Source organism: Mycobacterium sp. IDUB_3 (genome assembly GCF_055419585.1).
The window spans coordinates 1,599,167-1,622,305 of the sequence record NZ_JBVAXZ010000001.1 but is presented as its reverse complement, the minus strand read 5'-3'; the positions used below and the strand labels follow the sequence as shown (position 1 = coordinate 1,622,305).

Annotated in this window: 22 protein-coding genes; 11 read left to right on the top strand and 11 right to left on the bottom strand. The window is 65.6% G+C overall.

Going from position 1 to position 23,139, the window contains the following annotated elements; genetic code table 11:
• Positions 1-7: 7 nt before the first annotated feature.
• A complete protein-coding gene (locus tag ACZYVJ_RS07025) occupies positions 8-370 on the top strand; it encodes a hypothetical protein (protein WP_463830351.1) in 363 nt (120 codons plus the stop codon).
• On the opposite strand, the gene ACZYVJ_RS07020 is transcribed toward ACZYVJ_RS07025, so the two are convergent.
• Genes ACZYVJ_RS07020 through ACZYVJ_RS06995 form a run of 6 tightly spaced genes read right to left on the bottom strand, consistent with a single transcriptional unit; the run spans position 346 to position 7,344 of the window.
• Positions 346-1,887, bottom strand: coding sequence for a class I adenylate-forming enzyme family protein (locus tag ACZYVJ_RS07020; protein ID WP_463830350.1), 1,542 nt, complete (start codon positions 1,885-1,887; stop codon positions 346-348). The two genes, ACZYVJ_RS07025 and ACZYVJ_RS07020, sit on opposite strands and share 25 nt — an antisense overlap.
• A complete protein-coding gene (locus ACZYVJ_RS07015) occupies positions 1,880-3,448 on the bottom strand; it encodes a class I adenylate-forming enzyme family protein (protein ID WP_463830349.1) in 1,569 nt (522 codons plus the stop codon). The genes ACZYVJ_RS07020 and ACZYVJ_RS07015 overlap by 8 nt, the downstream gene beginning before the upstream one ends.
• Positions 3,438-4,907: a class I adenylate-forming enzyme family protein gene (locus ACZYVJ_RS07010; protein ID WP_463830348.1), complete on the bottom strand. Its 1,470-nt coding sequence runs from the start codon at positions 4,905-4,907 to the stop codon at positions 3,438-3,440. Before ACZYVJ_RS07010 ends, ACZYVJ_RS07015 begins: the two co-directional genes overlap by 11 nt.
• The gene (locus ACZYVJ_RS07005) at positions 4,907-5,707 is read right to left on the bottom strand and encodes an enoyl-CoA hydratase/isomerase family protein (protein WP_463830347.1); all 801 of its coding nucleotides are present in this window, start codon (positions 5,705-5,707) and stop codon (positions 4,907-4,909) included. Before ACZYVJ_RS07005 ends, ACZYVJ_RS07010 begins: the two co-directional genes overlap by 1 nt.
• Entirely contained in the window at positions 5,698-6,510 is an 813-nt protein-coding gene (locus ACZYVJ_RS07000) for an enoyl-CoA hydratase/isomerase family protein (protein WP_463830346.1), read from the bottom strand. Before ACZYVJ_RS07000 ends, ACZYVJ_RS07005 begins: the two co-directional genes overlap by 10 nt.
• 15 nt (positions 6,511-6,525) lie before the next feature.
• The gene (locus ACZYVJ_RS06995; RefSeq protein ID WP_463830345.1) at positions 6,526-7,344 is read right to left on the bottom strand and encodes an enoyl-CoA hydratase/isomerase family protein; all 819 of its coding nucleotides are present in this window, start codon (positions 7,342-7,344) and stop codon (positions 6,526-6,528) included.
• 122 nt (positions 7,345-7,466) lie between these two features.
• Here ACZYVJ_RS06995 and ACZYVJ_RS06990 point away from each other — a divergent pair, with 122 nt between their 5' ends.
• Together ACZYVJ_RS06990 and ACZYVJ_RS06985 are read left to right on the top strand one after the other, a co-directional pair.
• Positions 7,467-8,162, top strand: coding sequence for a hypothetical protein (locus tag ACZYVJ_RS06990; protein ID WP_463830344.1), 696 nt, complete (start codon positions 7,467-7,469; stop codon positions 8,160-8,162).
• Positions 8,159-9,067, top strand: a complete 909-nt coding sequence (locus tag ACZYVJ_RS06985) for an enoyl-CoA hydratase/isomerase family protein (protein ID WP_463830343.1) — start codon at positions 8,159-8,161, stop codon at positions 9,065-9,067. Before ACZYVJ_RS06990 ends, ACZYVJ_RS06985 begins: the two co-directional genes overlap by 4 nt.
• A 19-nt stretch (positions 9,068-9,086) precedes the next feature.
• Here ACZYVJ_RS06985 and ACZYVJ_RS06980 read toward each other — a convergent pair whose 3' ends face one another.
• Positions 9,087-9,890: a TetR/AcrR family transcriptional regulator gene (locus tag ACZYVJ_RS06980; protein ID WP_463830342.1), complete on the bottom strand. Its 804-nt coding sequence runs from the start codon at positions 9,888-9,890 to the stop codon at positions 9,087-9,089.
• A gap of 192 nt (positions 9,891-10,082) precedes the next feature.
• Here ACZYVJ_RS06980 and ACZYVJ_RS06975 point away from each other — a divergent pair, with 192 nt between their 5' ends.
• Both ACZYVJ_RS06975 and ACZYVJ_RS06970 read left to right on the top strand, forming a co-directional pair.
• A complete protein-coding gene (locus ACZYVJ_RS06975; RefSeq protein WP_463830341.1) occupies positions 10,083-10,880 on the top strand; it encodes an SDR family NAD(P)-dependent oxidoreductase in 798 nt (265 codons plus the stop codon).
• A 43-nt stretch (positions 10,881-10,923) separates the two neighbouring features.
• On the top strand, positions 10,924-11,940 hold the full coding sequence (locus tag ACZYVJ_RS06970) for a dihydrodipicolinate synthase family protein (protein ID WP_463830340.1): 1,017 nt from the start codon (positions 10,924-10,926) through the stop codon (positions 11,938-11,940).
• A 61-nt stretch (positions 11,941-12,001) separates the two neighbouring features.
• Here the strand turns inward: ACZYVJ_RS06970 and mbp1 are convergent, their stop codons facing one another.
• Positions 12,002-12,241 (bottom strand): microaggregate-binding protein 1, encoded by a 240-nt coding sequence (gene mbp1 / locus ACZYVJ_RS06965; RefSeq protein WP_463830339.1) that lies wholly within the window; start codon positions 12,239-12,241, stop codon positions 12,002-12,004.
• Between the two features lie 353 nt (positions 12,242-12,594).
• Between mbp1 and ACZYVJ_RS06960 the strand changes: the two genes are divergently transcribed.
• From ACZYVJ_RS06960 to ACZYVJ_RS06935, 6 genes are read left to right on the top strand one after another with little or no spacing between them, the layout of a single operon-like run.
• On the top strand, positions 12,595-13,440 hold the full coding sequence (locus ACZYVJ_RS06960) for an enoyl-CoA hydratase (protein WP_463830338.1): 846 nt from the start codon (positions 12,595-12,597) through the stop codon (positions 13,438-13,440).
• A gap of 30 nt (positions 13,441-13,470) precedes the next feature.
• Positions 13,471-14,673: an amidohydrolase family protein gene (locus ACZYVJ_RS06955; protein WP_463830337.1), complete on the top strand. Its 1,203-nt coding sequence runs from the start codon at positions 13,471-13,473 to the stop codon at positions 14,671-14,673.
• A gap of 31 nt (positions 14,674-14,704) precedes the next feature.
• Positions 14,705-16,330, top strand: coding sequence for an acyl-CoA synthetase (locus tag ACZYVJ_RS06950; protein ID WP_463830336.1), 1,626 nt, complete (start codon positions 14,705-14,707; stop codon positions 16,328-16,330).
• Complete coding sequence (locus ACZYVJ_RS06945; protein WP_463830335.1) at positions 16,327-17,157, top strand: amidohydrolase family protein; 831 nt, start codon at positions 16,327-16,329, stop codon at positions 17,155-17,157. The genes ACZYVJ_RS06950 and ACZYVJ_RS06945 overlap by 4 nt, the downstream gene beginning before the upstream one ends.
• 2 nt (positions 17,158-17,159) lie before the next feature.
• Positions 17,160-18,206, top strand: coding sequence for an acyl-CoA dehydrogenase family protein (locus ACZYVJ_RS06940; protein ID WP_463830334.1), 1,047 nt, complete (start codon positions 17,160-17,162; stop codon positions 18,204-18,206).
• Positions 18,207-19,406 (top strand): acyl-CoA dehydrogenase family protein, encoded by a 1,200-nt coding sequence (locus ACZYVJ_RS06935; RefSeq protein ID WP_463830333.1) that lies wholly within the window; start codon positions 18,207-18,209, stop codon positions 19,404-19,406.
• A gap of 35 nt (positions 19,407-19,441) precedes the next feature.
• On the opposite strand, the gene ACZYVJ_RS06930 is transcribed toward ACZYVJ_RS06935, so the two are convergent.
• From ACZYVJ_RS06930 to ACZYVJ_RS06920, 3 genes are read right to left on the bottom strand one after another with little or no spacing between them, the layout of a single operon-like run.
• On the bottom strand, positions 19,442-20,596 hold the full coding sequence (locus ACZYVJ_RS06930) for a thiolase family protein (RefSeq protein ID WP_463830332.1): 1,155 nt from the start codon (positions 20,594-20,596) through the stop codon (positions 19,442-19,444).
• A complete protein-coding gene (locus ACZYVJ_RS06925; protein WP_463832883.1) occupies positions 20,593-21,807 on the bottom strand; it encodes a CaiB/BaiF CoA transferase family protein in 1,215 nt (404 codons plus the stop codon). The genes ACZYVJ_RS06930 and ACZYVJ_RS06925 overlap by 4 nt, the downstream gene beginning before the upstream one ends.
• A 22-nt stretch (positions 21,808-21,829) precedes the next feature.
• On the bottom strand, positions 21,830-23,038 hold the full coding sequence (locus ACZYVJ_RS06920) for a cytochrome P450 (RefSeq protein ID WP_463830331.1): 1,209 nt from the start codon (positions 23,036-23,038) through the stop codon (positions 21,830-21,832).
• Between the last annotated feature and the right edge of the window lie 101 nt (positions 23,039-23,139).

Below are 23,139 nucleotides of genomic sequence, written 5' to 3'. Positions count from 1 at the left end.
GAACAAGATGCCCGCAATGCTTCGCGCATCGGCTCTATTCGTTGCGGCAGTGACGGCGATCGCCGTTGCGCCGACGGCCGCCGCCGATCCGCTCGACCCGATTCCCGGCAATGGTGTTTTCGTCGTCGGGCCCGATATCGCGCCAGGCCTCTACCACACGAGCGGGTCGGGGTCGGCGTTCGGAGTCTGGATCAACAACGTGCCGACGCAGGAATCGATGTGCTCGTGGTTCACCTACAGCACGCCGGATGCCAACAAGGACCATGTACTGCAAACGAACACCTCGATCGGCCCGATGTTCGCGAACATCAACTCATCGGTGAAGGCGTTCGAGTCGCAGAACTGTCAGCCCTGGACGCGGGTCCCCTGAGCCTGGTCCGCGAGCATCTCGCGCAGTCGACGGATGTCGGCCTTTCCGGTGCCGCCGCGCGGAACGTCGCCGTCGGAGTCCAGCAGCAGCCACACCGTCGGGACCTTGAAGGCGCTCAGCAGAGTTCGCGCGGAGCCGCGCAGCTGCTCGGCGCTCAGCGCACGGCATACCACCGCCGCGCCCACCCGATTGCCCGCGGCGTCGGGAACATTGGTGACGAAGGCGTTGTCGACTCCGTCGATCGCGCGCAGCGCACTCTCGACTTCACTGGGGTAGACGGTCGCGCCACTGACTTTGAACATGTCGTCGGATCTCCCGTGGTAGAACAGGAATCCATCGTCGTCGAGGTGGCCGAGGTCACCGGTGGGGTAGAAGCCCTCGGGGGTGAACAGATCCTCACGGGTGCGCCCGCAGATGCCGCGCAGCGTGTGCGGTCCGCGGATCTGGATCATCCCGGTGGCGCCCGCCGCGACGGGCGCGCCGCTGTCGGCGTCGACGATGCGGACCTCCATGCCGGGGAACGGTTTTCCACAGCTGCCCCACGCCGATGCGGGCATGTCGGTATCGGCCGGGTAACCGCAGTACGGCCCGAAGGCCTCGGTCATGCCGAACAACGTGGCGCGTGCGCCGGGCCGGGCGCGCTGCTCGGGCGGTAGCAGGGCCTGCAGGCTCCCCGGCTGCAGCGCCGACAGGTCGACGCCGATCTCGCCGGCGTGCCGTGCCAATGCCTCGGCCTGGTCCGGCCAGCCCCGAAACAGTGTGACCCGTTCGTCTTCCAACAGTTTCAGGGTCGTTTCGGGCCGCGGGATTTCTTCGGTCACCAACGTGGCGCCGGCGAGCAGGGCCGAGAGTATTCCGCTGCCGAAGCCGCCCACCCAGAAGAACGGCATCGGCAGATACAGGCGGGTATCGGCGGTGATGCACCGCGCCGCAAGGCCAGACCGCACGGCACCCAACGCGTTGCCGTGCGAGTGGATGACCCCCTTGGGTGATCCGCTGCTGCCCGAGGTGAACATGATCACCAGCGGGTCGGCGGGCGTGACCGTCGTGGTCATTGGGTCGACGAGGTTGCGGGCCGGTTCGCTCGCGACGGCGTCATCAAGCCGCTCGACCGGCCAAACCTGCCGTAACGCAGGAAGTTCGGTTTCTCGCATCGTCGCGAGATCATCCAGGTAGCGGTGGCCGCGGAATTCTTCGACGCCGACCAGGAACTGCACCGCGGCCGCCCGCAGTTGTGCGGCCAGCTCCGCGGCCGTCAACAGGGTGCTCAGCGGTACCAGCACCGCGCCGATACGGGTCAGGGCGATGGCGACCTGCACCCAGCGGGTGCTGTTGGGCATGATGAGTCCCACCCGGGTGCCCTTGCCCACGCCCTCCTCGACAAAGATCGCGGCCAGATCCCTTGTGGTGGAGTCGAGTTCGCGGTAACTGATCCGGGAGGTGGGGTCGATCACCATCGGCGTGTCACCGTCGTGGTCGGCCCGCAACCGCACCAGCTGGTCGATGGTGCTAGACATCGAAGAGCTCTCTGAGCTGACGCATGTCGACCTTGCCACTGGACAGCATCGGGACCTCGGCGCCGCGTAGGGCGATGAAGCGCTTGGGAATCTTGTACGCGGACAGTTCCGGTTTGAGCAGCGCGACCAGTGCGGCTTCGTCGAAATCCGCGGCACCGTCAGGCTGGACAACCACCGCGGCGACGACCTGTCCGCGCCGGGCGTCGGGAATGCCGATCACATAAGCCGGCGCTCCCTCGGTGACCCTGCTGATGGTCTTTTCCACCTCGGCCGCCGACACATTGGCGCCCGCCGTTTTGATCGTCGCGCTGCGCCGGCCGACGAAATACACGAATCCGTCGGCATCGATGCGCACCAGATCACCGCTGTGGAACCAGCCGTCGGTATCGAAACACTCTTCCCGGCTGAGCTTGTAGTAGCGCTGCATCAGGTACGGCCCGCGAAGGCATAGTTCGCCGACCTCGCCGACCGGCACGACGGTCGCGGTGTCGGGATCGATGACCTTGGTCTCAAATCCCGGTGCCGGCTTGCCGAACGAATCGCGCCGGTGCTCGGGTTGGTCGGATTCGTCGTCACCGATCAGCACGACGCTGCCGGCCTCGGTCATGCCAAGCATGTTGTGCCGGAGTTCCGGGTCGGCCGGGCGGGCGTCGGGAGCCATGATCGGGTACAGGTTGCCGCGCCGCATCGACGACAGGTCGCGTCGGCGAAAGCTCGGGTGGTCGGCCAGGTGGGCGATTCCGGCCGCGAACCCGTTGGTGACGGTCGGCTTTTCGGCTTCCAGCAGGTCGAGCGTCGCCCCGGCATCGGTGGCGTTGGAACACACCAGGGTCGATCCGGCCGTCAGCGTCGCGAGCAGGCCGAACGCGAGCCCGCCGATCCAGAAGAACGGAGAGTTGCAGAACAGCCTGTCGTCGGCCGTCAAGCCCCGGATCCCATTGAGGTTCCGCTGATGTGCGAGCAGGCCGCCGTGGGTGTGCACCACTCCCTTCGGGGCGCTGGTGGAACCCGACGTATACACGATCGCCAGCGGATCACCTTCCGCGACATCCTCTTCCAGGGCCGTCAACAATGTCGGATCGACGGTGTCGGTCAGCCGGTACACCGGCTCGTGAGTGATCGCCACGCGGCGCAGCTGTGGTGCTGCGGCACATAACAATCGGGAACCGAGATCGGCACCGGAGAAGATTTCGGACAGCCGCTGCACGTAATCGTGAGAGCGAAACGCTGCGGCAGTCAACAGGATTTCCACATCGCTGTCGACCAGTTGCTCGCGCAGCTCCCGGGCGGTGGCGAAGGTGGAGAACGGGACCACCACGGCACCGATTCGCGCAGCGGCCAGCATCCCGACGACGAACTCGGGTCCGTTCGGATAGAGCAGCCCCACATGGGTTCCCTTGCCGGCGCCGAGACCGATCAGACCGCGCGCAAGTCCCGCCGACAGGACATCGGCCTCGGCATAGCTGATCCGGTCAGCATCGCAGACCAGAAGCGGGTGATCGCCGCGTGAGCGGGCTTGGTGCCGAAGAACCTCGGCGGCCGTCAGTGAATCAACGGGCATGGTCGCGCTGCGCTGCGGGCTCGCGGAAGATGCGCCGAATCGCACCGAGATCGGCCTTCCCCGATGGTGTTCGGGGGATGGCGCCGACGATCGCGATCTCGGTGGGTATCTCGTAGCGGGCCAGCCGCTCTCGCAGATACTCCACCAGCGCGTCGACGTCGGCCTCGGCTCGTTCGCGTAACTCGACCATAGCGACCGGTGTCTCGCCGAGCCGCTCGTCGGGTCGGGCGATCACGGCCGCACCGGCCACCGCGGGGTGGCTCTCCAGTGCGACGCGAACGTCGTCGGGCATCACCTTGAAACCGCCGCGGATGATAGCCTGGTCGGCGCGGCCGACGATCCAGAGAAACCCGTCGATGTCGATCCGCGCCATGTCCGTGGTCCGCATCCATTGGGCGGCAGGCCCCAGCTGGCCCGGCTTGACCTCTAGCAGCCCGACTTCGTCTGGGCCCAAGAGGGTTCCGTCCTCGGCGACCACCCTGAGCTGAGCGCCCGGATTGGCCCGGCCGACGCTGCCCCGCTTGGTCTGCCAGTACCGCTGATAGTCGGGAAGGGTCCAGCCCGCCACCCCACCGCCGAATTCCGTTGCCGCATAGGAGGTTAACACCGGAACGCCGTACTTCTCGGTGAAGGCGTCGGCATCCTCGGCCGACAGCGGTGCGGTCCCGCAGGTGACGGCCTTGAGGCTTTCCAGGTCGGCGCGCGGAACATCGGAGTGCAAGACGGTGCGCAGGGCGGCCGGTACCAGCGACGCCGCGCGGGGCCGATGCTTGCGCACCGCCTCGGCCCAAGCGTTGAGTTCGAAACGTTCCAGCAGCACGAACGGTCGCGCCTCCGCGATGCATTGCAGCACCCGGAATACGCCACCGATATGCACCAGCGGCGAGTTCACGATCGCGACGCCGCGGCGCAGCTCTTGAGGCGACGCAGCCTGATCGGGATCCGGCCCCATCACGCTGCGCGCCAGCATGTCGTAGTCCAGATCGATTCGTTTGGGCGGGCCCGTGGTGCCGCTGGTCAGCATGCGCACCGCGACGCCGGATGGCGAAGCGGCGTCGCGGGCCGGGGGCGCGGACGCGTCGGCGTCGTCCAGCAGGCCCGAAATCGTGACCGTCGTCGTGCCCGCGGCGACCAGCGTCGTCAGATCGTCACGCTCGCCGACGATCACGGGAAGCCGCAGGCCCGCGATGTCGGCCTTGGTGCGCGCGTCACCGCGAGACGGGTTGATGACCACGACCGTTCCGCCGCCCAGCAGCACGCCCAGAAACGCGGCGACGTGTCCCGGCCGGTTGCGCAACAGCATCCCGACCTCGGTTCCGGCGCTGACGGCGGCGATGCGTCGTGCCGATGCAGCGACCTGGGCCCAGGAGATCCATTGGCCGCCATACTCGATGGCGTGCGCGCCCGGCTGGAGGTCGAGCACATCGGAGATTCGTTGAACCAGCGTGTGACGCGGCATCAGCGAATCTTCGGTCTGCTTACGGAGCCCCGGGCTAGGGGATCGCTCCGAGCGGCCAGCTCGGCGGTGCCCAGCGGATTGCCCAGCCGGGTGTAGATCAGGTTCTGCTCCATTGCGGCGCGGTACGGCTTGTCCAGCGACTCCCAAATCGCTTTGACGGTGCCCGCGGTCGCGGTCGGCGGCTTGGCGGCGATGGTCGCCGCGATCTCGTGGGCGCGGTTCCACAGCTGGTCGGTGGCGACGACCTCGGAGACCAGTCCGATCCGCAGCGCTGTGTCGGCGCTGACCCGTTCGTCGTTGCCCATCAGGGCGATGCGCAAAGTCTCGCCCAGGCCGATTCGCCGCATCAGGCCGACCGGCTCCAATGCGCAGACCAGGCCCGCCGACACGTGAGAGTCGAAGAACGTGGCGTCTTCTGCGCAGATGACCACGTCGGATTCGTTGACGAAGTAGAAAGCGCCCGCGGTGCACATGCCCTGGACCGCGCACACCACAGGCTTCCACATCTTCTGCCACTTGGGGCTCAGCAGCTCCCCGGGATCCTCATGGTTCCAGATGTTTTCGGGCTGGCCGTACGGTGTCTTGATGTCAAGCCCGGCGCTGAACGCGCGGTCGCCGGCGGCGCGCAGCACCACCGCGTGCACCGACTCGTCGAGTTTGACCGTGCGCCAGGCCCGGGCCATCTCCTCGCACATGGTGCGGTTGAACGCGTTCAGCTGATCGGGACGATTCAGCGTGATGGTGGCGACGCGGCTGTCCGCATCGACATCGAGCAGAATGGTTTCGAAGGTCATCGGCATTGCCAATTCGGTTTGCGTTTTTCGACGAATGCCCTGGGACCTTCGGCCGCGTCCTCGGTGCGCAGCACGCGTTCGCGGAAGGTTTCGGCGAGTATCTCCGCCTCGTGCAGGGGCACGTTAAAACCCTTGAGGATTGCCAGTCGGGTGCCCCGAACAGCCAGCGGCGCATTGGAATTGACGATGTCGGCGATCTCGTGAGCCCGCTCCAGTAGCCGGTCATGCTCGACGATCTCGCTGATCAGCCCGAGTTCGTAGGCGCGTTGCGCGCCCATCCGCTCGTGCTTGCCCATCAAGGCCATTCGCAGCGCGATCGAGCGGGGCAACACCCGGGACACCCGCACCAGTTCCCGCCCGGCCACCAACCCGATGCTGACGTGCGGATCGAAGAAGGTCGCCTGTTCGGAAGCGATGACGATGTCGGTCGTCGTGACCCAATCCATCCCGGCGCCGCAGCAGATTCCGTTCACGGCGGTCAGCACCGGCTTGGCCATGGTGCGAAACGGCGGCGTGCCCTCCTGTGGCGCCTCCCATTGGTCGTACGTCGACAGGTACGGCCGCTCGTAGATCACCTTGCCGTCTTCGGGAATTTCTTTGACGTCGGCGCCGGTGCAGAATGCGCGGCCGGTGCCGGTCACGATGGTCAGCCATACGTTGTCGTCGTTTTCGGCCTCGTCGTAGGCGGCGCGCAGCTCAGTGATCATGTGCGGGCTGAGCGCGTTGAGGGCATCCGGGCGGTTCAGGGTGACGGTCGCGGTGTGGCGAGCGACTTCGTACTTGATCGTGTCGAACGAATCAGTGGGCATTAATCATTCCTTCGATCATCGGCCATCGAACTTCGGATCCCGTCGCTGCCGGAAGGCCTCCAGGCCCTCCTTGAAATCGCTTGTTCGGCAGGACAATTCCAGGTTGAACAGCTCCTGTGTCAGTGATTGGCTCAGCGTTGCGTGCTGGCCGAAGTTCAGGGCCTGTTTCGCCAGGCCGATTGCGGCCGTCGGCCCGGAGGCCAGTCGGCGCACCAACTCCCCGGCGGCGTGGTCGAGGTCGGGGCCGCCTACCGTCTGGTGGATCAATCCCCAATCGGCCGCATCCGGCGCGCTCACCTTCTCGCCGAGCAGCAGCATGCGCCGGGCCCGCGCCATGCCGACGAGCCGGGGCAGCAGCCAGCTGGATCCGGAGTCCGGGCTGAATCCGCGGTCGATGAAGGGTTCCCAGAACACCGCATCGTCGGCGGCCACGGTGAAGTCGGCGGCCAGCGCGAGGTTGCAGCCGAAGCCCACCGCCCAGCCCCGCACGCTGCACACCACCGGCAACTGGATGGTCGCGACGAGCTCGATCACCCGGTGAGCGGCGTGGGGGATCCGTCGAACCAGGTCACCGGTGCGGGGACGTTGCCCGCCCGGATCGTTAGCGGCCACCCAGTCGGCGCCGGCGCAGAAGTCGTCGCCGCCGCGGATGTGGACGGCTCGCAGCGAATCGTCAGCGGCGGCATCGGTCAGCGTTTCGACCAAAGCCCCGATCATCAACTGCGTCAACGAATTACGCCGAGATGGACGGTCGATCGTCACCAGCAACACCGCACCGTCGCGGTGCACTGTTACCGAACCCTCGGCACCGGCCGTGTCGGCCCCCTGACTCACCGTCGAATCCGGCCTTTCTCCGCCGATACGGTTACCCATACAGTAGGCAATACGATTGATACGCTGTATAAGTTAGCAAGGATACGCTGCCTGCGAAACAACCCGGGGTGAAAGAGAGAACCATGGCCTTGTCGGAGGGGCATGCCGCGCCCGCGTCGACGAGCGACGGCGACGCCAGGTTCGGCGAGGCGCCGCTTGCCCAGACCGTCGCCGCGGCCGCCGCCATGCGGCGCCTGAGCTCGCTGCTGGTATCCCTCGAGCATCCGCATCGCGCGGTCGACGCCATGTTGCGGAAGTTCGCCGAGTGGGAGGGCGAGTTGTCGGCCGCGGCACCCGCGGACAGCGCGCCGCGCATCGGCGAACTGCCCGACGATCCTCGCCGCGTCTACCTCAACCACGCAACCGATATCGGCGCGTACAATCCGTGTTTTCCCGAATACCGGTTCGACCGACTTGATGCCGAGAACGCAACGGGCAGTGTCGAGTTCGCGCTGGTGTACGAGGGACCGCCGGGACTGGTGCATGGCGGATTCCTGGGTGTCTTCTTCGACTGCGTCATTCAGCACCACAATTGTGTCACCGGCCTGTCCGGCAAAAGCCGATCCCTGGTCGTGACCTTCCGCCGGCCGACACCGCTGTTGACCGAGCTGCGATTCGACATCACCCGCTCCGCGGGTGAACGCGGCATCACGTCGACCGGGCGGCTGTTGCTCGACGACGAAGTCCTGTGTACCGGCGAGGTCAACACGTTGGCGTCACGGCCGGAGAAGCTTGCCGGATCGCGATTCGGCAGGCGCCGAAAGGAGTCCGATTCATGACCGCCTCGAGCACCTCAGACGATCGCGTGCTCTTCGATGTCGATCCCGATCGGCGCATCGCGACCATCACGCTGAACAATCCCAAGCAACGCAACTCCTATGACGCGACGATGCGTGAGGCCGTCGCCCGCTGTCTGGATCGGGTGGCCGAAGACGACGACCTGACGGTGGTGCTACTGCGCGGTGCCGAGGGGGTGTTTTCCACCGGTGCCGACATGAACAACGCCTATGGGTGGTATGGCTCGTCCGCGCCGCAGGACCAGGCGGCCGACGACGAGCGGGTGGCCAAACGTCGCCCCAGCCAGCGCCGGCGACTTACCGTGGACCGCAAGTCTTTTGGCTTCTATCACAATTTCATGGGTTTCCCGAAGGTGACGGTGGGGGAGATCGCCGGCTACGCGCTCGGCGGCGGCTTCGAGATGGCGTTGATGACCGACATCTCGGTCATCGCGCGCGACACCAAGATCGGTATGCCGGCAACCCGTTTCCTGGGGCCCGCGCTCGGCAGCCTGCACATGTTCTTTCACCGGCTCGGGCCGGTGCTGGCCCGCCGGCTGCTGCTGACCGGCGACATCATCGAGGCGGCTGAGGTCGAACACCTCGGAATCTTCACCGACACCTGCGCGCCCGGCGCGGTGACTGCCCGCGCGCGATATTGGGCCGAAAAGGCGGCGAAAATGCCCGCCGACGGGGTCGTCATCGCCAAGGAGGCATTCCGGCTGGTCGAGCAGAGCCAGGCGTACCAGGGCGAAGAGGTCGCCAGCTATCTGTTCCACGCCTACGGCACCAATCTGCAGTTCGGACCGGGTGAATTCAACTTCGTCAAAACGCGTGCGCAGCACGGCGCCAGGGAAGCGTTTCGGTTACGCGACGAGCACTTCCACGTGCCGGAACCCGAAGGCTGACAAGCCGTTTCGGGCAAGGTCAGCGGGCAGCTGCCGCCTTGGTCCGGTTCCGGCTGGTAGCGGGCTTGCGCTGTCGCGACGGCGCCGCCTTGTTGGCCTTGGACCCGTTGCTTTCGTCGATCAGTCGGCCGGCGTGGTCGAGAATGCAGGTCAGGCCGTACTCGAAATTGGTCTCATCGGGCGCGCCGATGCGGTGACCTATCCGGGTCACCTGAGCGAGGAGCGGGGTCATTTCCGGGTCGATGGACACGGCGTCCTCGATGGCCCGGGGGCCGACGTCCGACGACTGGTTCTTTTCGTAGAGCCGTTGCAGCACCACCGACCCGCGCACATGAACCGAAATCGCCGAATAGGTGTCGAACGCATCCTCCGGTGACAGGCCGGCCTGCACCAGATTGGAGACCGCTTTTTCCATCTCCTGAGCCCCCATCCGTGCCGCCTTCGGGGAAAGCGCCGCCCGAATCAGAATCAGGTCGCACAGAGTTGGGTTGCCCATGAACGTCTTACGCATCAACCGCGCGTGGTTGGCTAACGTCTCGCGCCAGTCGCTGGCCTCGACATAGGGAGTGGCGAATACATACTTGCTCAGGGCGCGGTCGGTCATCGCGTTGAGCAGGTCGTCCTTCTTGCGGAAGTACCAGTAGATGCTCGTCACACCGACACCGAGATGTTTGCCGAGCAGCGGCATGCTCAGATTGTCGATCGACACCTGCTCCGCGAGTTCGAATGCGCCGCTGATGATGTCATCGGGATTGATGGACCCGCGTTCGCGTCGCTGGCGCTTATCGGCGGTTGCCTGTTTTGCCACTACGGGCACCTCCATCAAAATCTGTTTCCTGCATGCGGTCTGGCAGCCGTGCTGCCGGTATTATTGAATTTACCGGCACTTCTCATCTGACCTGCGTATACGCCTTCGTGTCGCATTCTTCCTCTGCTACTGTAATACCTATCGTAGGCTTTTTGGTAAACCGGCTGGACAGGCGAAAATGACCAGACTAGAGCTACGGATTAAGCGATGGATCTAGGGCTGGCGAATGCCACTGCGGTGGTGGTCGGCGGTAGCCGCGGTATGGGTTTGGCGACGGCACGCTGCTTCGCCGACGAAGGCGCCCGGGTGGCGGTGGTCGGCCGTAGCCGGGAAGCCCTCGATGCGGCGGTGACCGATCTCACCGGACGCGGCAGTCCGGACGCGATCGGACTGAGCGCCGACGTCGGCGACGACGACGCGGTCGGCGCGGTGTTCGGCGAGCTCGCGCGGCGATGGGACGGCGAACTCAACGCTCTGGTCGTCACGGTGGGGCCGGGCGCCGCGGGCACGTTCGAAGATCTGACCGACGACCAGTGGCGCGAGTCCGTCGAAGACGGCGTGCTGGGGATGGTGCGCTGCGTGCGTGCCGCGCTTCCGCTGCTGCGCAAGGCGCAATGGGCCCGCATCGTCACCTTCTCAGCGCACTCGACTCAGCGGCAGAGCGTCATGCTGCCGGCCTACACGGCGGCCAAGTCGATGCTGACCAGCGTTTCGAAGAACCTGTCCCTGCTGCTGGCCAAGGACGAGATCCTGGTCAACGTGGTATCGCCCGGCAGCATCGCGTCGGAATCCCTGGTCGGCTGGGCGAAGTCGGTGGGAGTCGACGGCAACGACCCCTACGCCCTGATGGAGGCCATCGCCAAGCATTTCGGCCATCCCGCGCACATGCCGCGTGCGGGCCTGCCGGACGAAATCGGTCCGGTCGCCGCGTTCCTGGCCTCGCGACGCAACTCCTACATGACCGGAGCCAACGTCAACGTCGATGGCGGCTCGGACTTCACCTGACCACGGGTTCAAGAAATCGATTGGCAGACAAAAGGAGTCGACCATGGCTACGGCAGCAGAGGCGCGTGCGTGGGCGTCCGGCGCATTGCAGGGGATCGGTGATTCCCTCTACACCCCGTTCTGCGGCACCGACGGCGATGCCATCGACTGGGACGCCTACCGGACGTTGGTGCGCTACTGCGTGGGTGATCTCGGCCATCCGATGTTGTGGTGCACCAGCGGAATCGCCGAGTTCTGGTCGCTGACCCTCGATGAGCGCAAACGCCTGCTGGAGGTGGCGGTCGAGGAGGCGCGCAGCATCAATCCCGGCGTGGTAGTGCAGGCATGCACGGCGGCCATGTCGGCCAAGGACTGCGTGGACTTGACGCTGCACGCCCAGCAGGCGGGTGCCGACATCGCGTACATCCAAACGCCGATGATGGAGGCGCACGGCGGCGACGGCGTGCTGCGCTTCTTCGAATACGTTGCGGCGCGCACGAATATCGCGTTGGGCATGTTCAATTCGCCTTCGTCGGGCTATGTGCTGACACCGGCCGAAAGTGCCCGGATTTACCACGAGATTCCCGCGGTGTGCGCCACCAAAGAAGGCGCCTTCCGGCCGGCGAGCAGCCGGATGCTGCATGAACTGGCGCCAGGTCTGGCGGTGTGGGAATGCGACAAGACGGTGTACCGGGCCGGCTGGCTGCGCGACGGGATCGTCTGCCCGGCGCAGTTGGGCACCGCGGGTTATCTTTTCGAAACGCCCACGCGGCGTTTGCTTTCCGAATACTGGGATCTGGTGCAAAGCGACAAGCTCGTGGAGGCCATGGACTATGGCCGCGAGTCGGGCCTGGACCGGTTCGATCTCGACATCGGATCCTGGTGGACGTGCTACCCCGGGCGGGCGGATTACTTCACGCACTGGGGCGGGGCGTTCAAGTACGCCGCGTCGCTGCTTGGCCTGCCCATCGGGGAGTATCCGCATTCCCGTCCCCCGCAGGCCGAGCTGCCCGCCGAGGCGAAGGCCCAGATCGAGAACGCCTACCAGCGCCTGGGCCTGCTCGAAACAGTCTTGCAGTAGAAGGGGTTACACGGCGAAGCGGGCCCGGTCAGTGACCGGGCCCGCTCGATCAGCTGGCCGCCTAGTTCTGCTCGGCCCGCTCCCGCTCCTCGTAGGCCTTGGCCTTGCCGCGGGCCTTCTCAGCAGCGGCTTCCTTCTTACCGGCGTTGCGCTGGGCTTCCGCCTTGTCCTGCTGAGCCTTACCCTCTTCGATCAGGCCGTTGTTGCCGATGATGATCCCGATGACCTGCTTGGTCTTGCCCAGGGCATCTTCGACGATGCCTCGAACGAGTTCGACCGGGCCGCTCTTGACGTCAACCATTGCATCTACCTCCCATAGTCGGCTGGCTTGTGTTGGGTTTCCCGGTCGCCCGACCGATGCAAACGTGGCTCCAGCGTGTCCCACACCACAAGGATTAAGTCTTGCCACGTCGCGGCCGGTTTGTGCGCCGGAAATGAGTTGCAGGCGTTCGGCGGTTCGGGGCTTACGGCGCCGTCAAAATCGTTGTCCGCCGGGCCGTCGATCCGTGGGTGGTCAAAGCGACGGTTCGGCGCCCGAAATCGCAGTTTAGTCGGGGTTTCACGGCCGAATGGCGCCGGTTGTGGAATGCAGTACCGATAGGTATACAGTATGGGTACAAACTCGCCTGTTGGCAGCTACGAGGGGACGGTCTGATGAGCGCCGCCGAACGTGTGGTCACCGATGCGACGGTGTTGTATGAGACCACTGAAACCGGTGTTGCAATTCTGACGTTCAATCGCCCGGATCGCCTCAACGCCTGGGGCCCCGACATCGCCGCCGGGTTCTACGCGGCGATCGACCGCGCCGAGCAGGACCCCGCCGTCCGGGCCATCGTGTTGACCGGTCGGGGCCGCGGGTTTTGTGCGGGCGCGTATTTGGGCGCACCGAGTTCGGTACCCAGCTACGGCGAGACGATGGAGAAGGCGGGTCAGACGAACTTGGTCGACCTGGTCGGGGAGCGCCCGCCCCACTTCGTCACGACGCTGCGCAAGCCCGTCATCGCGGCCATCAACGGCGCTTGTGTCGGCATCGGGTTGACCCAGGCGCTGATGTGCGATGTCCGGTTCGCGGCCGCTGGCGCGAAGTTCGGCGCCGTGTTCGCGCGCCGCGGCCTGATCGCGGAGTTCGGGATTTCCTGGATACTGCCGCGGCTGACCAACTGGGGAGTGGCACTCGATCTGTTGCTGAGCGGGCGGACCTTCCTCGCCGAGGAGGCGGCCGAGCTGGGCCTCGTGAAAGAGGTTGTCGCTCCGGACAGTCTGATGAGGCGTGCCCTGGACTACGCCGAGGACATCGCGGCGAATTGCTCTCCGGCGGCGATGGCGGTGATCAAGAGGCAGGTCTACGGCGACGCGACCCGCGACGTCGAACAGGCCAATTCGCTCGCCGAAGTTTTGTTACACGAGGCCATGCCGCGTCCGGACGTGATCGAGGGCATCACCAGTTTTCTCCAGAAGCGGCCGCCGCAATTCCCCTCGCTCGATTCGACCGACGCTTAGTGTTCGCCGGTAATGGCGGAAAGGATGATCATGGCTGACTTGGGTTACCAGGCGATCGACGTTGACAACCACTACTACGAGCCGCTCGACTCGTTCACCCGCCACCTGGACAAGAAGTTCAAACGGCGCGGCGTCCAGATGGTCAATCAGGGCAAGCGGACGTGGGCCGTGATCGGGGATCGCGTCAACCACTTCATCCCCAACCCCACGTTCGATCCGATCATCGTGCCGGGCTGCCTCGACCTGTTGTTCCGCGGCGAGGTTCCCGAAGGCGTCGACCCGGCCTCGCTGATGAAGGTCGAACGGCTGGCGGAGCATCCCGAGTATCAGAACCGCGACGCCCGGATCGCGGTGATGGACACCCAGGACATCGAGACGGTGTTCATGCTGCCGACCTTCGGATGCGGGGTCGAGGAGGCGCTCAAGCACGACATCGAGGCGACGATGGCGTCGGTGCATGCGTTCAATCTTTGGCTCGATGAGGACTGGGGCTTCGACCGGCCCGACCGCCGAATCATTGCCGCGCCGATCATTTCGCTCGCCGACCCGGCCGGGGCCGTCGAAGAGGTCGACTTCGTGTTGGCGCGCGGCGCCAAACTGGTGCTGGTGCGGCCGGCGCCGGTGCCCGGCCTGGTCAAGCCCCGCTCGCTGGGCGATCCCAGCCACGATCCGGTGTGGGCCCGGCTGGCCGAGGCGGGGGTGCCGGTGGGATTCCACCTGTCCGACAGCGGTTATCTGCACATCGCGGCGGCATGGGGCGGCAAGGCGACGTTCGAGGGCTTCGGGGCCAAGGATCCGCTGGATCAGGTTCTCCTCGACGATCGGGCCATCCACGACACGATGGCCTCGATGATCGTGCACGGGGTGTTCACCCGTCATCCGAAACTCAAGGCGGTCAGCATCGAGAACGGTTCCTACTTCGTGCACCGGCTGATCAAGCGCCTGAAGAAGGCGGCGAACACCCAACCCCAGTTCTTCCCCGAAGACCCGGTGGAGCAGTTGCGCAACAACGTGTGGGTCGCCCCCTACTACGAGGACGACCTGCCGGAGCTGGCCGAGGCCATCGGCGTCGACAAGATTCTGTTCGGTTCCGACTGGCCGCACGGAGAGGGCCTCGCGACGCCGGTGTCGTTCGCCGAGGAGCTGAAAGGCTTCAGCGAGTCCGACGTTCGAAAGATCATGCGGGACAACGCGCTAGACCTTCTTGGCGTCCACGTCGGCTCGGCTGCCTGATCGACTTGATCGTCCAAGGCCGGCCACGCCCGTGAGCGAATGGACCATAGGGGCGGTTCTCGACGAAATCGCCGACGTCATCGGAGACCGGACGATGACGGTATGCGGCGGCCGCCGCAGCACCTTTCGCGAGTCGGCGGAGCGCACCCGTCGCCTGGCGAACTTCCTGGCAAGCAACGGGTTAGGAGCACATCGGGAACGCGCAGGCCTGGAGAACTGGGAGTGCGGGCAGGACCGAGTGGCGCTGGTCATGCACAACGATTTGTACCCGGACATGGTCATCGGCTGCCTCAAGGCCCGCACCGTCCCGGTGAACATCAACTACTACTACACGCCGCGCGAGGTCGGCGAGCTGTTCGATTACGTGAAACCCCGCGCGGTCATCTACCACCGCGGGCTGGGCGCAAAATTCGCCGACGTGCTCACTGGCGCCGGTGTTGACCTGTTGTTGTCGGTCGACGACGCAAGCGGCGTCCCGGAGTTGCCCGGCGCGGTGTCACTGGATAACGCACTGGCGCAAGGGGATACCGATCACGGCACGACGCCGTCCCCGGACGATCTGCTGATGATCTGCACCGGGGGCACGACCGGCCGGCCCAAAGGGGTGCTATGGCGACAGTCCGACATCTACGTTTCGTCGATGGTGGGGGCCGACCACGCCTGCGCCCAGGAGATCCACGACAAGGTGCGTGGTGACGCCGGTGCCCCATGGTTCGCCGTCTCGCCCCTGATGCACGCGGCCGGCATGTGGACAGCATTCGCGGCGATCATGGCGGGCACGCCCGTGGTGCTCTATGACACGTCGAAAAAACTTGACCCGCACGTGGTCTGGGAAACGGCCGAGCGCGAGAAGGTCGGCATGATGACCATGGTCGGCGATGCCTACGCCGCACCGCTGGTTGCCGAATTGCAGGGCGGCTCCTACGAGTTGCCTTCGCTGTACGCCATCGGCACCGGCGGTGCCGCAACGAATCCGAAGTATCAGCAGGCGCTACTCGAGCTGCTACCCCACATCACCATCATCAACGGTTACGGCTCGTCGGAGACCGGGAACATGGGGTTCGGCCACAGCAGGCGTGGCACCCAGGCCGACACCTTCACGCTGCGCGAGGGCGGATTGGTTCTGTCCGAGGATTACAGCCACTTCCTCTCTCCCGGCGAATCGGAGGTGGGCTGGGCCGCCAGGGAGGGACGAATACCGTTGGGATACTTCAACGATCCCGACGCCACCCGCAAGACCTTCCCCGAGATCGACGGCAAGCGCGTCGTGATATCCGGTGACCGGGCCGGACTGGAACCCGACGGGGCGCTGCGGTTGTACGGCCGCGACTCGCTGGTGGTCAACACCGGCGGCGAAAAGGTTTTCGTCGAGGAAGTCGAAGAGGTGCTGCGCGCCCACCCGGCGATCGCCGACGCGCTCGTGGTCGGCCGGCCCAGCGAGCGTTGGGGCGAAGAACTGGTCGCCCTCGTCGAATTCCGTGACGGAGCCGCCGCGGCCGCCGAGGAGCTGCACACGCTGTGCACGTCGCAACTCGCACGGTTCAAGGCGCCCAAGGAGTTCCTCGTCGTCGAGCAGGTCCAGCGGCTGGGCAACGGCAAGGCCGATTACCGTTGGGCGAAACGTCACGCAACAGCAAAGGCGCCGATGTCGACATGAAAGCTATCGATTGCCTGGTCAATGTGCACTTCGGTGAGACCGAGCAGCAGCCGACCTGGATGCTCAAGGTGCGTGACGACTACTTCAAGGGTCCGGAGTCCATGTTCGCGCCGGTCGAGTTGTCGAAGCTGCTCGAGGAGATGGACGCCGAGGGTGTGCGCAAGGCGATCTTGATGGACAACATTGCCAAGCCGTCGGTGACTGCGCGCAAATTCGTCGAGGAGAAGCCGGACCGTTTCGCGCTCGCGGTGGGTGGGGTGAACCTGCTGCGCCCGATGCCGTCCCTGCGCGAACTTTCCGCCATCGTCAAGGACCTGCCCGTCGCCTATGCCGCGGTGGGACCGAGCTTTTGGGGCGACGGCCAGTACCCGCCCAGCGACGCCGTCTACTATCCGCTTTACACCAAGTGCGCCGAGCTCGAGCTGCCGCTGTGTATCAACACCGGGATTCCCGGGCCTCCCATCCCGGGCGAGGTGCAGAACCCGATCCACCTGGACCGGGTCTGCGTGCGATTCCCGGAACTGAAGCTGTGCATGATTCATGGTGCGGACCCGTGGTGGGACATCGCGATCAGGCTGTTGATCAAGTACGCCAACCTGCGGTTGATGACGTCGGCCTGGTCGCCAAAGCGGTTGCCGGACAGCCTGTTGCACTACATGCGGACCCGCGGGCCGAACAAGGTGATCTTCGCTTCCGACTGGCCGGTGCTGAAAATGCACCGCGTCGTTCCCGAAGCTGCCGGGCTGGACCTGCCCGCCGACGTGCTCGACAACTATCTCTACAACAATGCCCAAGAATTCTTCTTCGGTGGCCAGGAGGAAGGCTGAGGATGGACCGCTATGAACTACGTAGGCTCGACTACAGTCTGACGTCGGATCACGAGGCGCTGCAGGCCGCGTACCGCGATTTCTTCAAGACACACTGTTCGATCGAAACCGTGCGCGCCGCCGAGGAAACCGGCTTCGATAAGAACCTGTGGGAGCGGTTGTGCGCCATGGGCGCAACGACCATGGCCGTCCCGGAGTCCGCGGGCGGAGACGGTGCGACGATGGTCGACCTGACCCTGGTGGCCGAGGAGATCGGCCGGTCGCTGGCGCCGGTCCCGTGGATCGACCAGGTCTGCACCGCACGCCTGCTCGCGCGGCTCGGCGCGGCCGAACCCGACGTCGTCCACGGCAAGCGACTCGCCGCGTTCGATCCGCAGCACGACAGCGCGTCCGGTGCCCGGCTCCTGCCCACCGGCTCGATCGCCGACCAGATCATCGTCCGCGATAACGAAGATGTCGTCGCGCTGACCTTCGGGACCCGCCCGACCAAGGTGGACAACATCGGCCGGTTGCCGATGGCCTGGGTGGATCCGGCGACCGCCGACACCCGCACAGTGCTGGCCAGCGGATCCGGCGCGTTGGCGGAATACCAACGGGCGCTGGACGAGTGGCGGGTGCTGAGCGCCTCGGCGCTGGTGGGCCTGGTGGAGGAGACCATGACCATCGCGGCCGAGTTCGCCAAGACCCGCTACACGCTGGGTGTGCCGATCTCGACGCTGCAGGGCATCTCTCACCCGCTGGCCAACATCGCGATCACCGTGCAGGGCGGCCGCAACCTGGCGCGGCGCGCGGCCTGGTTCCTGGACAACGAGCCGCAGGAGCGACCGGAGCTGGCGCCCTCGGCGTTCGTGTTCATGGCGGAAGAGGCGGCGAAGGCCGCGACCATGGCGGTGCATATCCAAGGTGGACTTGGTGTTTCGGCGGAGGCCGCCGCGACTGCGTATCTGGTGCGTGCCCGCGGCTGGGCACTGGCCGGCGGCGACCCCGGCGCCAGCGCCAAGTACATCGGCGAGCTGGTCGCCGCGCGCGAAAGTGGAAAGGGCGCCTAAGTGGATTTCTCACGGGTCACGCTGTCCGACGACGATCAGCGCTTTCTCTCAGAAGCGCGCGACTTCCTGCGCACGCATGTGACGGAGGAGGTCAAGCGCCGGGACCGGGAGACGGGTGACAACTTCGACGAAGGTGTGCACCTGGCGTTGGGTGCCGCCGGTTATCTTGAACGCGAATGGAAGTCGGAGGCCGACGGCGGCTTCAGCCGGTTGCGTCGCCGAATCTGGGAGCTGGAGAAGCGGCGCGCGCACGTGCCCTGGGTGACCTGGGGTACCACCGCCATGGTGGCCCGTTCGGTCGCGAGATTCGGCTCCGCCGAGTTGCAGGATGAGGTGCTGCCGGGCGTCTTCACCGGGCACGTCCGGCTGTGCCTGGGCTACACCGAGCCGGAGGGCGGGTCCGACATCGCCACCTGCAAGACCCGCGCGGTGCGGGAAGCGGATGGATCGAGCTGGGTGATCAACGGCTCCAAGATGTTCACCACCGGAGCGCACAACTGCCAGTACGTCTTCCTCATCACCAACACCGATCCGGACGCCCAGAAGCACAAGAGCCTGACCATGTTCCTGGTCCCGCTGAATTCCCCGGGCATCGAGATCCAGGGCATCCGCACCGTCGATGGTGACCGGACCAACATCGTCTACTACAGCGACGTGCGCGTCGACGACAAGTATCGCCTGGGCGACGTGAACGCGGGCTGGACGGTGCTGCGTGAACCCCTCAACACCGAGCACGGCGCGGTGGCGGCCGCCCCGGACGGGCTGCAGGACGTGTCGATCATGATGCACCAGGCCGGTTTCATGGCTGATGCTTTGGACAACGCCGCGGCCAAAGTGGCGGAGCGGGATCCGAACGGGCGCAGGCTGATTGACGACGCTGCGGTGGCATATCGGTTGGGGCGCAGCGCCGCGCGAATGGAAGCATCGCTGAGCGCGCCCGGCATTTTCGGGCGCGTCGCCCTGGCGCAGACGATGCGTGACATCTCCCCGGACCTGATGGACATCCTCGGCACCGCGGCCACCCTGCCGCTGGGCACCGACGGCGCCGCCGACAACGGCGCCGCGGAGTACGTGTACCGATTCGCCCCGCTGGTCGGGATTTACGGCGGCACGCTCGAGGTGTTCCGCAACATGATCGCGCAATACATGCTGGGCCTGGGCAAGCCGGCGTACGCGCCGGTCGCGCAGAAAGCCTCCTAGCGCCGGCCGGTTCACCCGCCGGCGCTCGGCCTGCGTCAGGTCGTGAGGATGGTCGCCGCGGCGGTGCCCGGCGCGCCGTACAACTGGGTGAATCCCACCTTCGGGTTGCCGGGCACCTGTCGCTCGCCCGCTTCACCGCGGAGTTGGCGCACGATCTCGTGGATCTGCCGCAGGCCGGAGGCGCCGATGGGCTCGCCGTTGGCGATCAGTCCGCCGTCGGTATTGACCGGCATCGCGCCATTGATCTCGGTGGCGCCGTCGGCCAGGAGCTTCTCCTGATCGCCGTGCTCGCAGAACCCGCACTCGGCCATGTGGATGATCTCGGCGCCGGCGTCGGTGTCCTGCAACTGGATCACGTCCACATCGTCGGGCGCGATGCCGGCCTTCTCGAACGCGGTCCGGGCGGCGTAAACCGTTGGGGCCATGTCTTCTTCGACCGGTGCGCAGGTGGTGTTGACCTCGTAGGCCCCATAGCGGCGGGTGCGCACCTCCACCGCCCGCAGATAGACGGGCTTGGAGGTGTAGCGGTGGGCGATGTCTGCTCGGCACATGACTACGGCGGCGGCGCCCTCGTCGGGCGCGCAGAACATGTATTGGGTCAGTGGGTAATTCAGCATGGCCGAGTTCAGGATGTCTTCTTCGGCGATCGGCTTGCGGCGAAATGCGTTGGGGTTGATAGCCCCGTTGCGGAAGTTCTTGGCGGCGACCTTGGCCAGGGTCTGCTGGGAGATGCCGTGATCGTGCAGGTAGCGGTTGGCTTTCATGCCGAAGAACTGGGTCGTCAGATACTGACCGTTCTCCGCATACCAGCGCGGCATTCCGACCAGCGCGGGGTCCTCGGTGAACGCGCCGCGCGGGTGCTTGTCCAGGCCGATGGCGATCCCGATGTCGTAGTCGCCCAGCCGGATGCCGTCTGCGCACGCCTTGGCGGCGCTGGCGGCGGTCGCGCACGCGTTGAACACGTTGGTGAACGGGATGCCGGTCAGGCCGACCATGCCGACGATCGCGTCCGGATTGGCCACCGTCCAGCTACCGCCGGTGGCGAATTGGACGTCCCGCCAAGCGATACCGGCGTCCGCGACCGCGGCGAGAATAGCGTCGACGCCCATCTGCATCGCCGACTTGCCCTCGAAGCGCCCGAATGGGTGTAAACCGACGCCGATGATGGCGACATCGTTATTTGAGGTCACGCAATGGCTCCTGCATTCTTAAGTTCCTCGATGCGGTCCCAGTCCATGCCGAGTTCCATCAGGACCAGCTCGGTGTGCTCACTGGCCTGCGGCGCCCGCGTCGTCGTCAACGGCTCGTGGTTGAACTGAACGGGGCCGCGGACCACGCGGAACGGCTTGCCGCCGCCCGCGAGCTCGACCTCGGCGATCATGTCGTTGGCGATGGCCTGCTCGTCGTCGACCAGGTCGATGAGGCTCTGGAACGGCGCCCATTGACCCTTCATGGTCTTGAGGTGCTGCCGCCAGTAGTCAAAGGGCTTGCCGGCAAAGGCCTTTGAAATCAGTTCGGCGGCCGCGTCGGCGTTCTGGATCAACGGGAGCACATCGGAAAAGCGCGGATCGTCGGCCGCCTCGGGAATGCCCAGGTGTTCGAACGTGTCGCGGATCAGCCCGGTCGGGCTGATGATGCACAGGTTGATGGTGCCGCCGTCGGAGGTTTCGTAGTTGCCCATGAAGGGGTTAACCGAGGGCGCGCCGGAGCCCGGCATGGGCGTGCGCATGACCTCGCCGGTCTCCATGCCCTGCGTCACGCTGGCGCCCGCCGCCCACCAGGCCGTGCTCAGCAGCGACACGTCCAGCTCGACGGCTTCACCGGTGCGCTCGCGATGTAGCAGCGCGGCCGAGATGCCGCCGGCGATGAACATGCCTCCGATCGAATCACCGAATGCGGGAATGCCTTGTCCCAGTGCGCCGCCCAGCTCCTCGGGGGTCAGGGCGTAGCCGATGCCGCTGCGCGTCCAGAACGCCGTGCCGTCGTAGCCGCCGGTGTCACGTTCGGCCCCTTTGTCGCCGTAGGCCGAGCCGCGGGCGTAGACGATGTTCGGGTTCACCGCGCGAATGTGCTCCACGTCGAACTTGTGCTTCTGGCGCTGCGCGGGCATGTAGTTGGTGAGGAATACATCGGCGGTCTTGGCCAGCTCGTAGATCACTTCCTGACCGCCCGGCGTGGAGACGTCGATCCCGACGCTGCGCTTGCCGCGGTTGGGATGTTCCATCAGCGGGTGCCGTTCCGGATCGACTTGAATGCCGCCCATATTCAGGAAGCCGCGCTGGGTATCGCCGCGCGCCGGGTGTTCGACTTTGATGACGTCCGCTCCCCAGTCGGCCAGGATTGCTCCCGCCGCCGGAACGAAGGTGAACTGCGCAAGCTCCAGGACCCGAAAGCCCGCCATGACTTTGACCATTTCGCCGACCCTACTTCGCGTCGAACGTCACCGGAAGCGCATTCGGTGACCGGAACGGTTGACCGTGAATGTGCGGGTCATCGTCGGTCAGCAAGGTGACGTTGGTCAGCCGGTTCAGCAGGCATTCCATCGCGACGCGCGTTTCCAGCCGCGCCAGATGCAGACCCAGGCAGGTGTGCTCACCGGCGGCGAACGAGATGTGTGGCACGTGCTTGCGGAAGATATCGAACTCTTCGGAGCGTTCCCAGCGCCGTTCGTCGCGGTTGGCCGAACCGATGCACACTCCGATCACCGAACGTGCCGGAATCTTCACACCTTCCACCTCGGTGTCTTCGGTCGTGAAGCGTTGCACGACGGTCAGCGGCGTCTCGTAGCGCAGCCCTTCCTCGATGGCCGGCGCGAGCAACTCGCGGTCGGCTTGCACCGCTGCGAACTGCTCCGGATGGGTGAGTAACAGATACAACAGGTTTCCGGACGAGCGATAGGTGGTCTCCAGGCCCGCGGGTAGCAGCAGCCGCAGGAACGAGTAAATGGCTTCGTCGGTGAGCTTTTCGCCGTCGATCTCCGCGGTGACCAGGTCACCGATGATGTCTTCGGTGGGCTTGGACTTGCGCTGTTCGATCTGTTCGAGGAAGTAGTCCTTGAGCGCGGCCGACGCCTCGAAGGCGCCTTCGTAGTTGATGTGGTAGCTGATCAACTGGACGGCGCGCTTGCGGAACACCGGCAGGTCCTCGGCCGGCAGCCCCAGCAGCTCGGCGATGACGCGGGTGGGGAATTCGAAGGTGAAGTTCCGGATCAGGTCGGCGCGACCGCTCTCGATGAACTCGTCGATCAGGCCATTGCAGATCGGCCGCACGATGGTGGGCTCCCAGCGGGCCAGCGCCTTGGACTTGAACGCCGCGGAGACCAGGTTGCGGTGCTCGCGGTGCTTCTTGCCCCCCATCGCCAGGATCGTCGGCCCCATGAACAAACCGATGGTCTTGTCGTACGGCTTGGAACTGAACACCCGGCCATCCCGGAACACCGTATTGACCGCGTCGAACGACATCGCCGAGTATTCCTGCTTGGGCATCAGGGACGCCGGCGTCTTGGAGTAGTCCATCACGGTGCCGGCGAAGACGCCGGCTTGCCGCCGCTTGCGGGCAAAGAACGGATAGGGGTCACGCAGGCTGACGGTCTCGTCGCCGGCGCCGGCGGCGGTGTGAACGTTGGTCGTCACCTGATCTCCAGCATCTTGATCTCAGCACGATCGAACACTTACTTCGTAGAATCGTACTGTAATTATTACAGTAGGCAATATGGGCATGACCATGCGAGGTA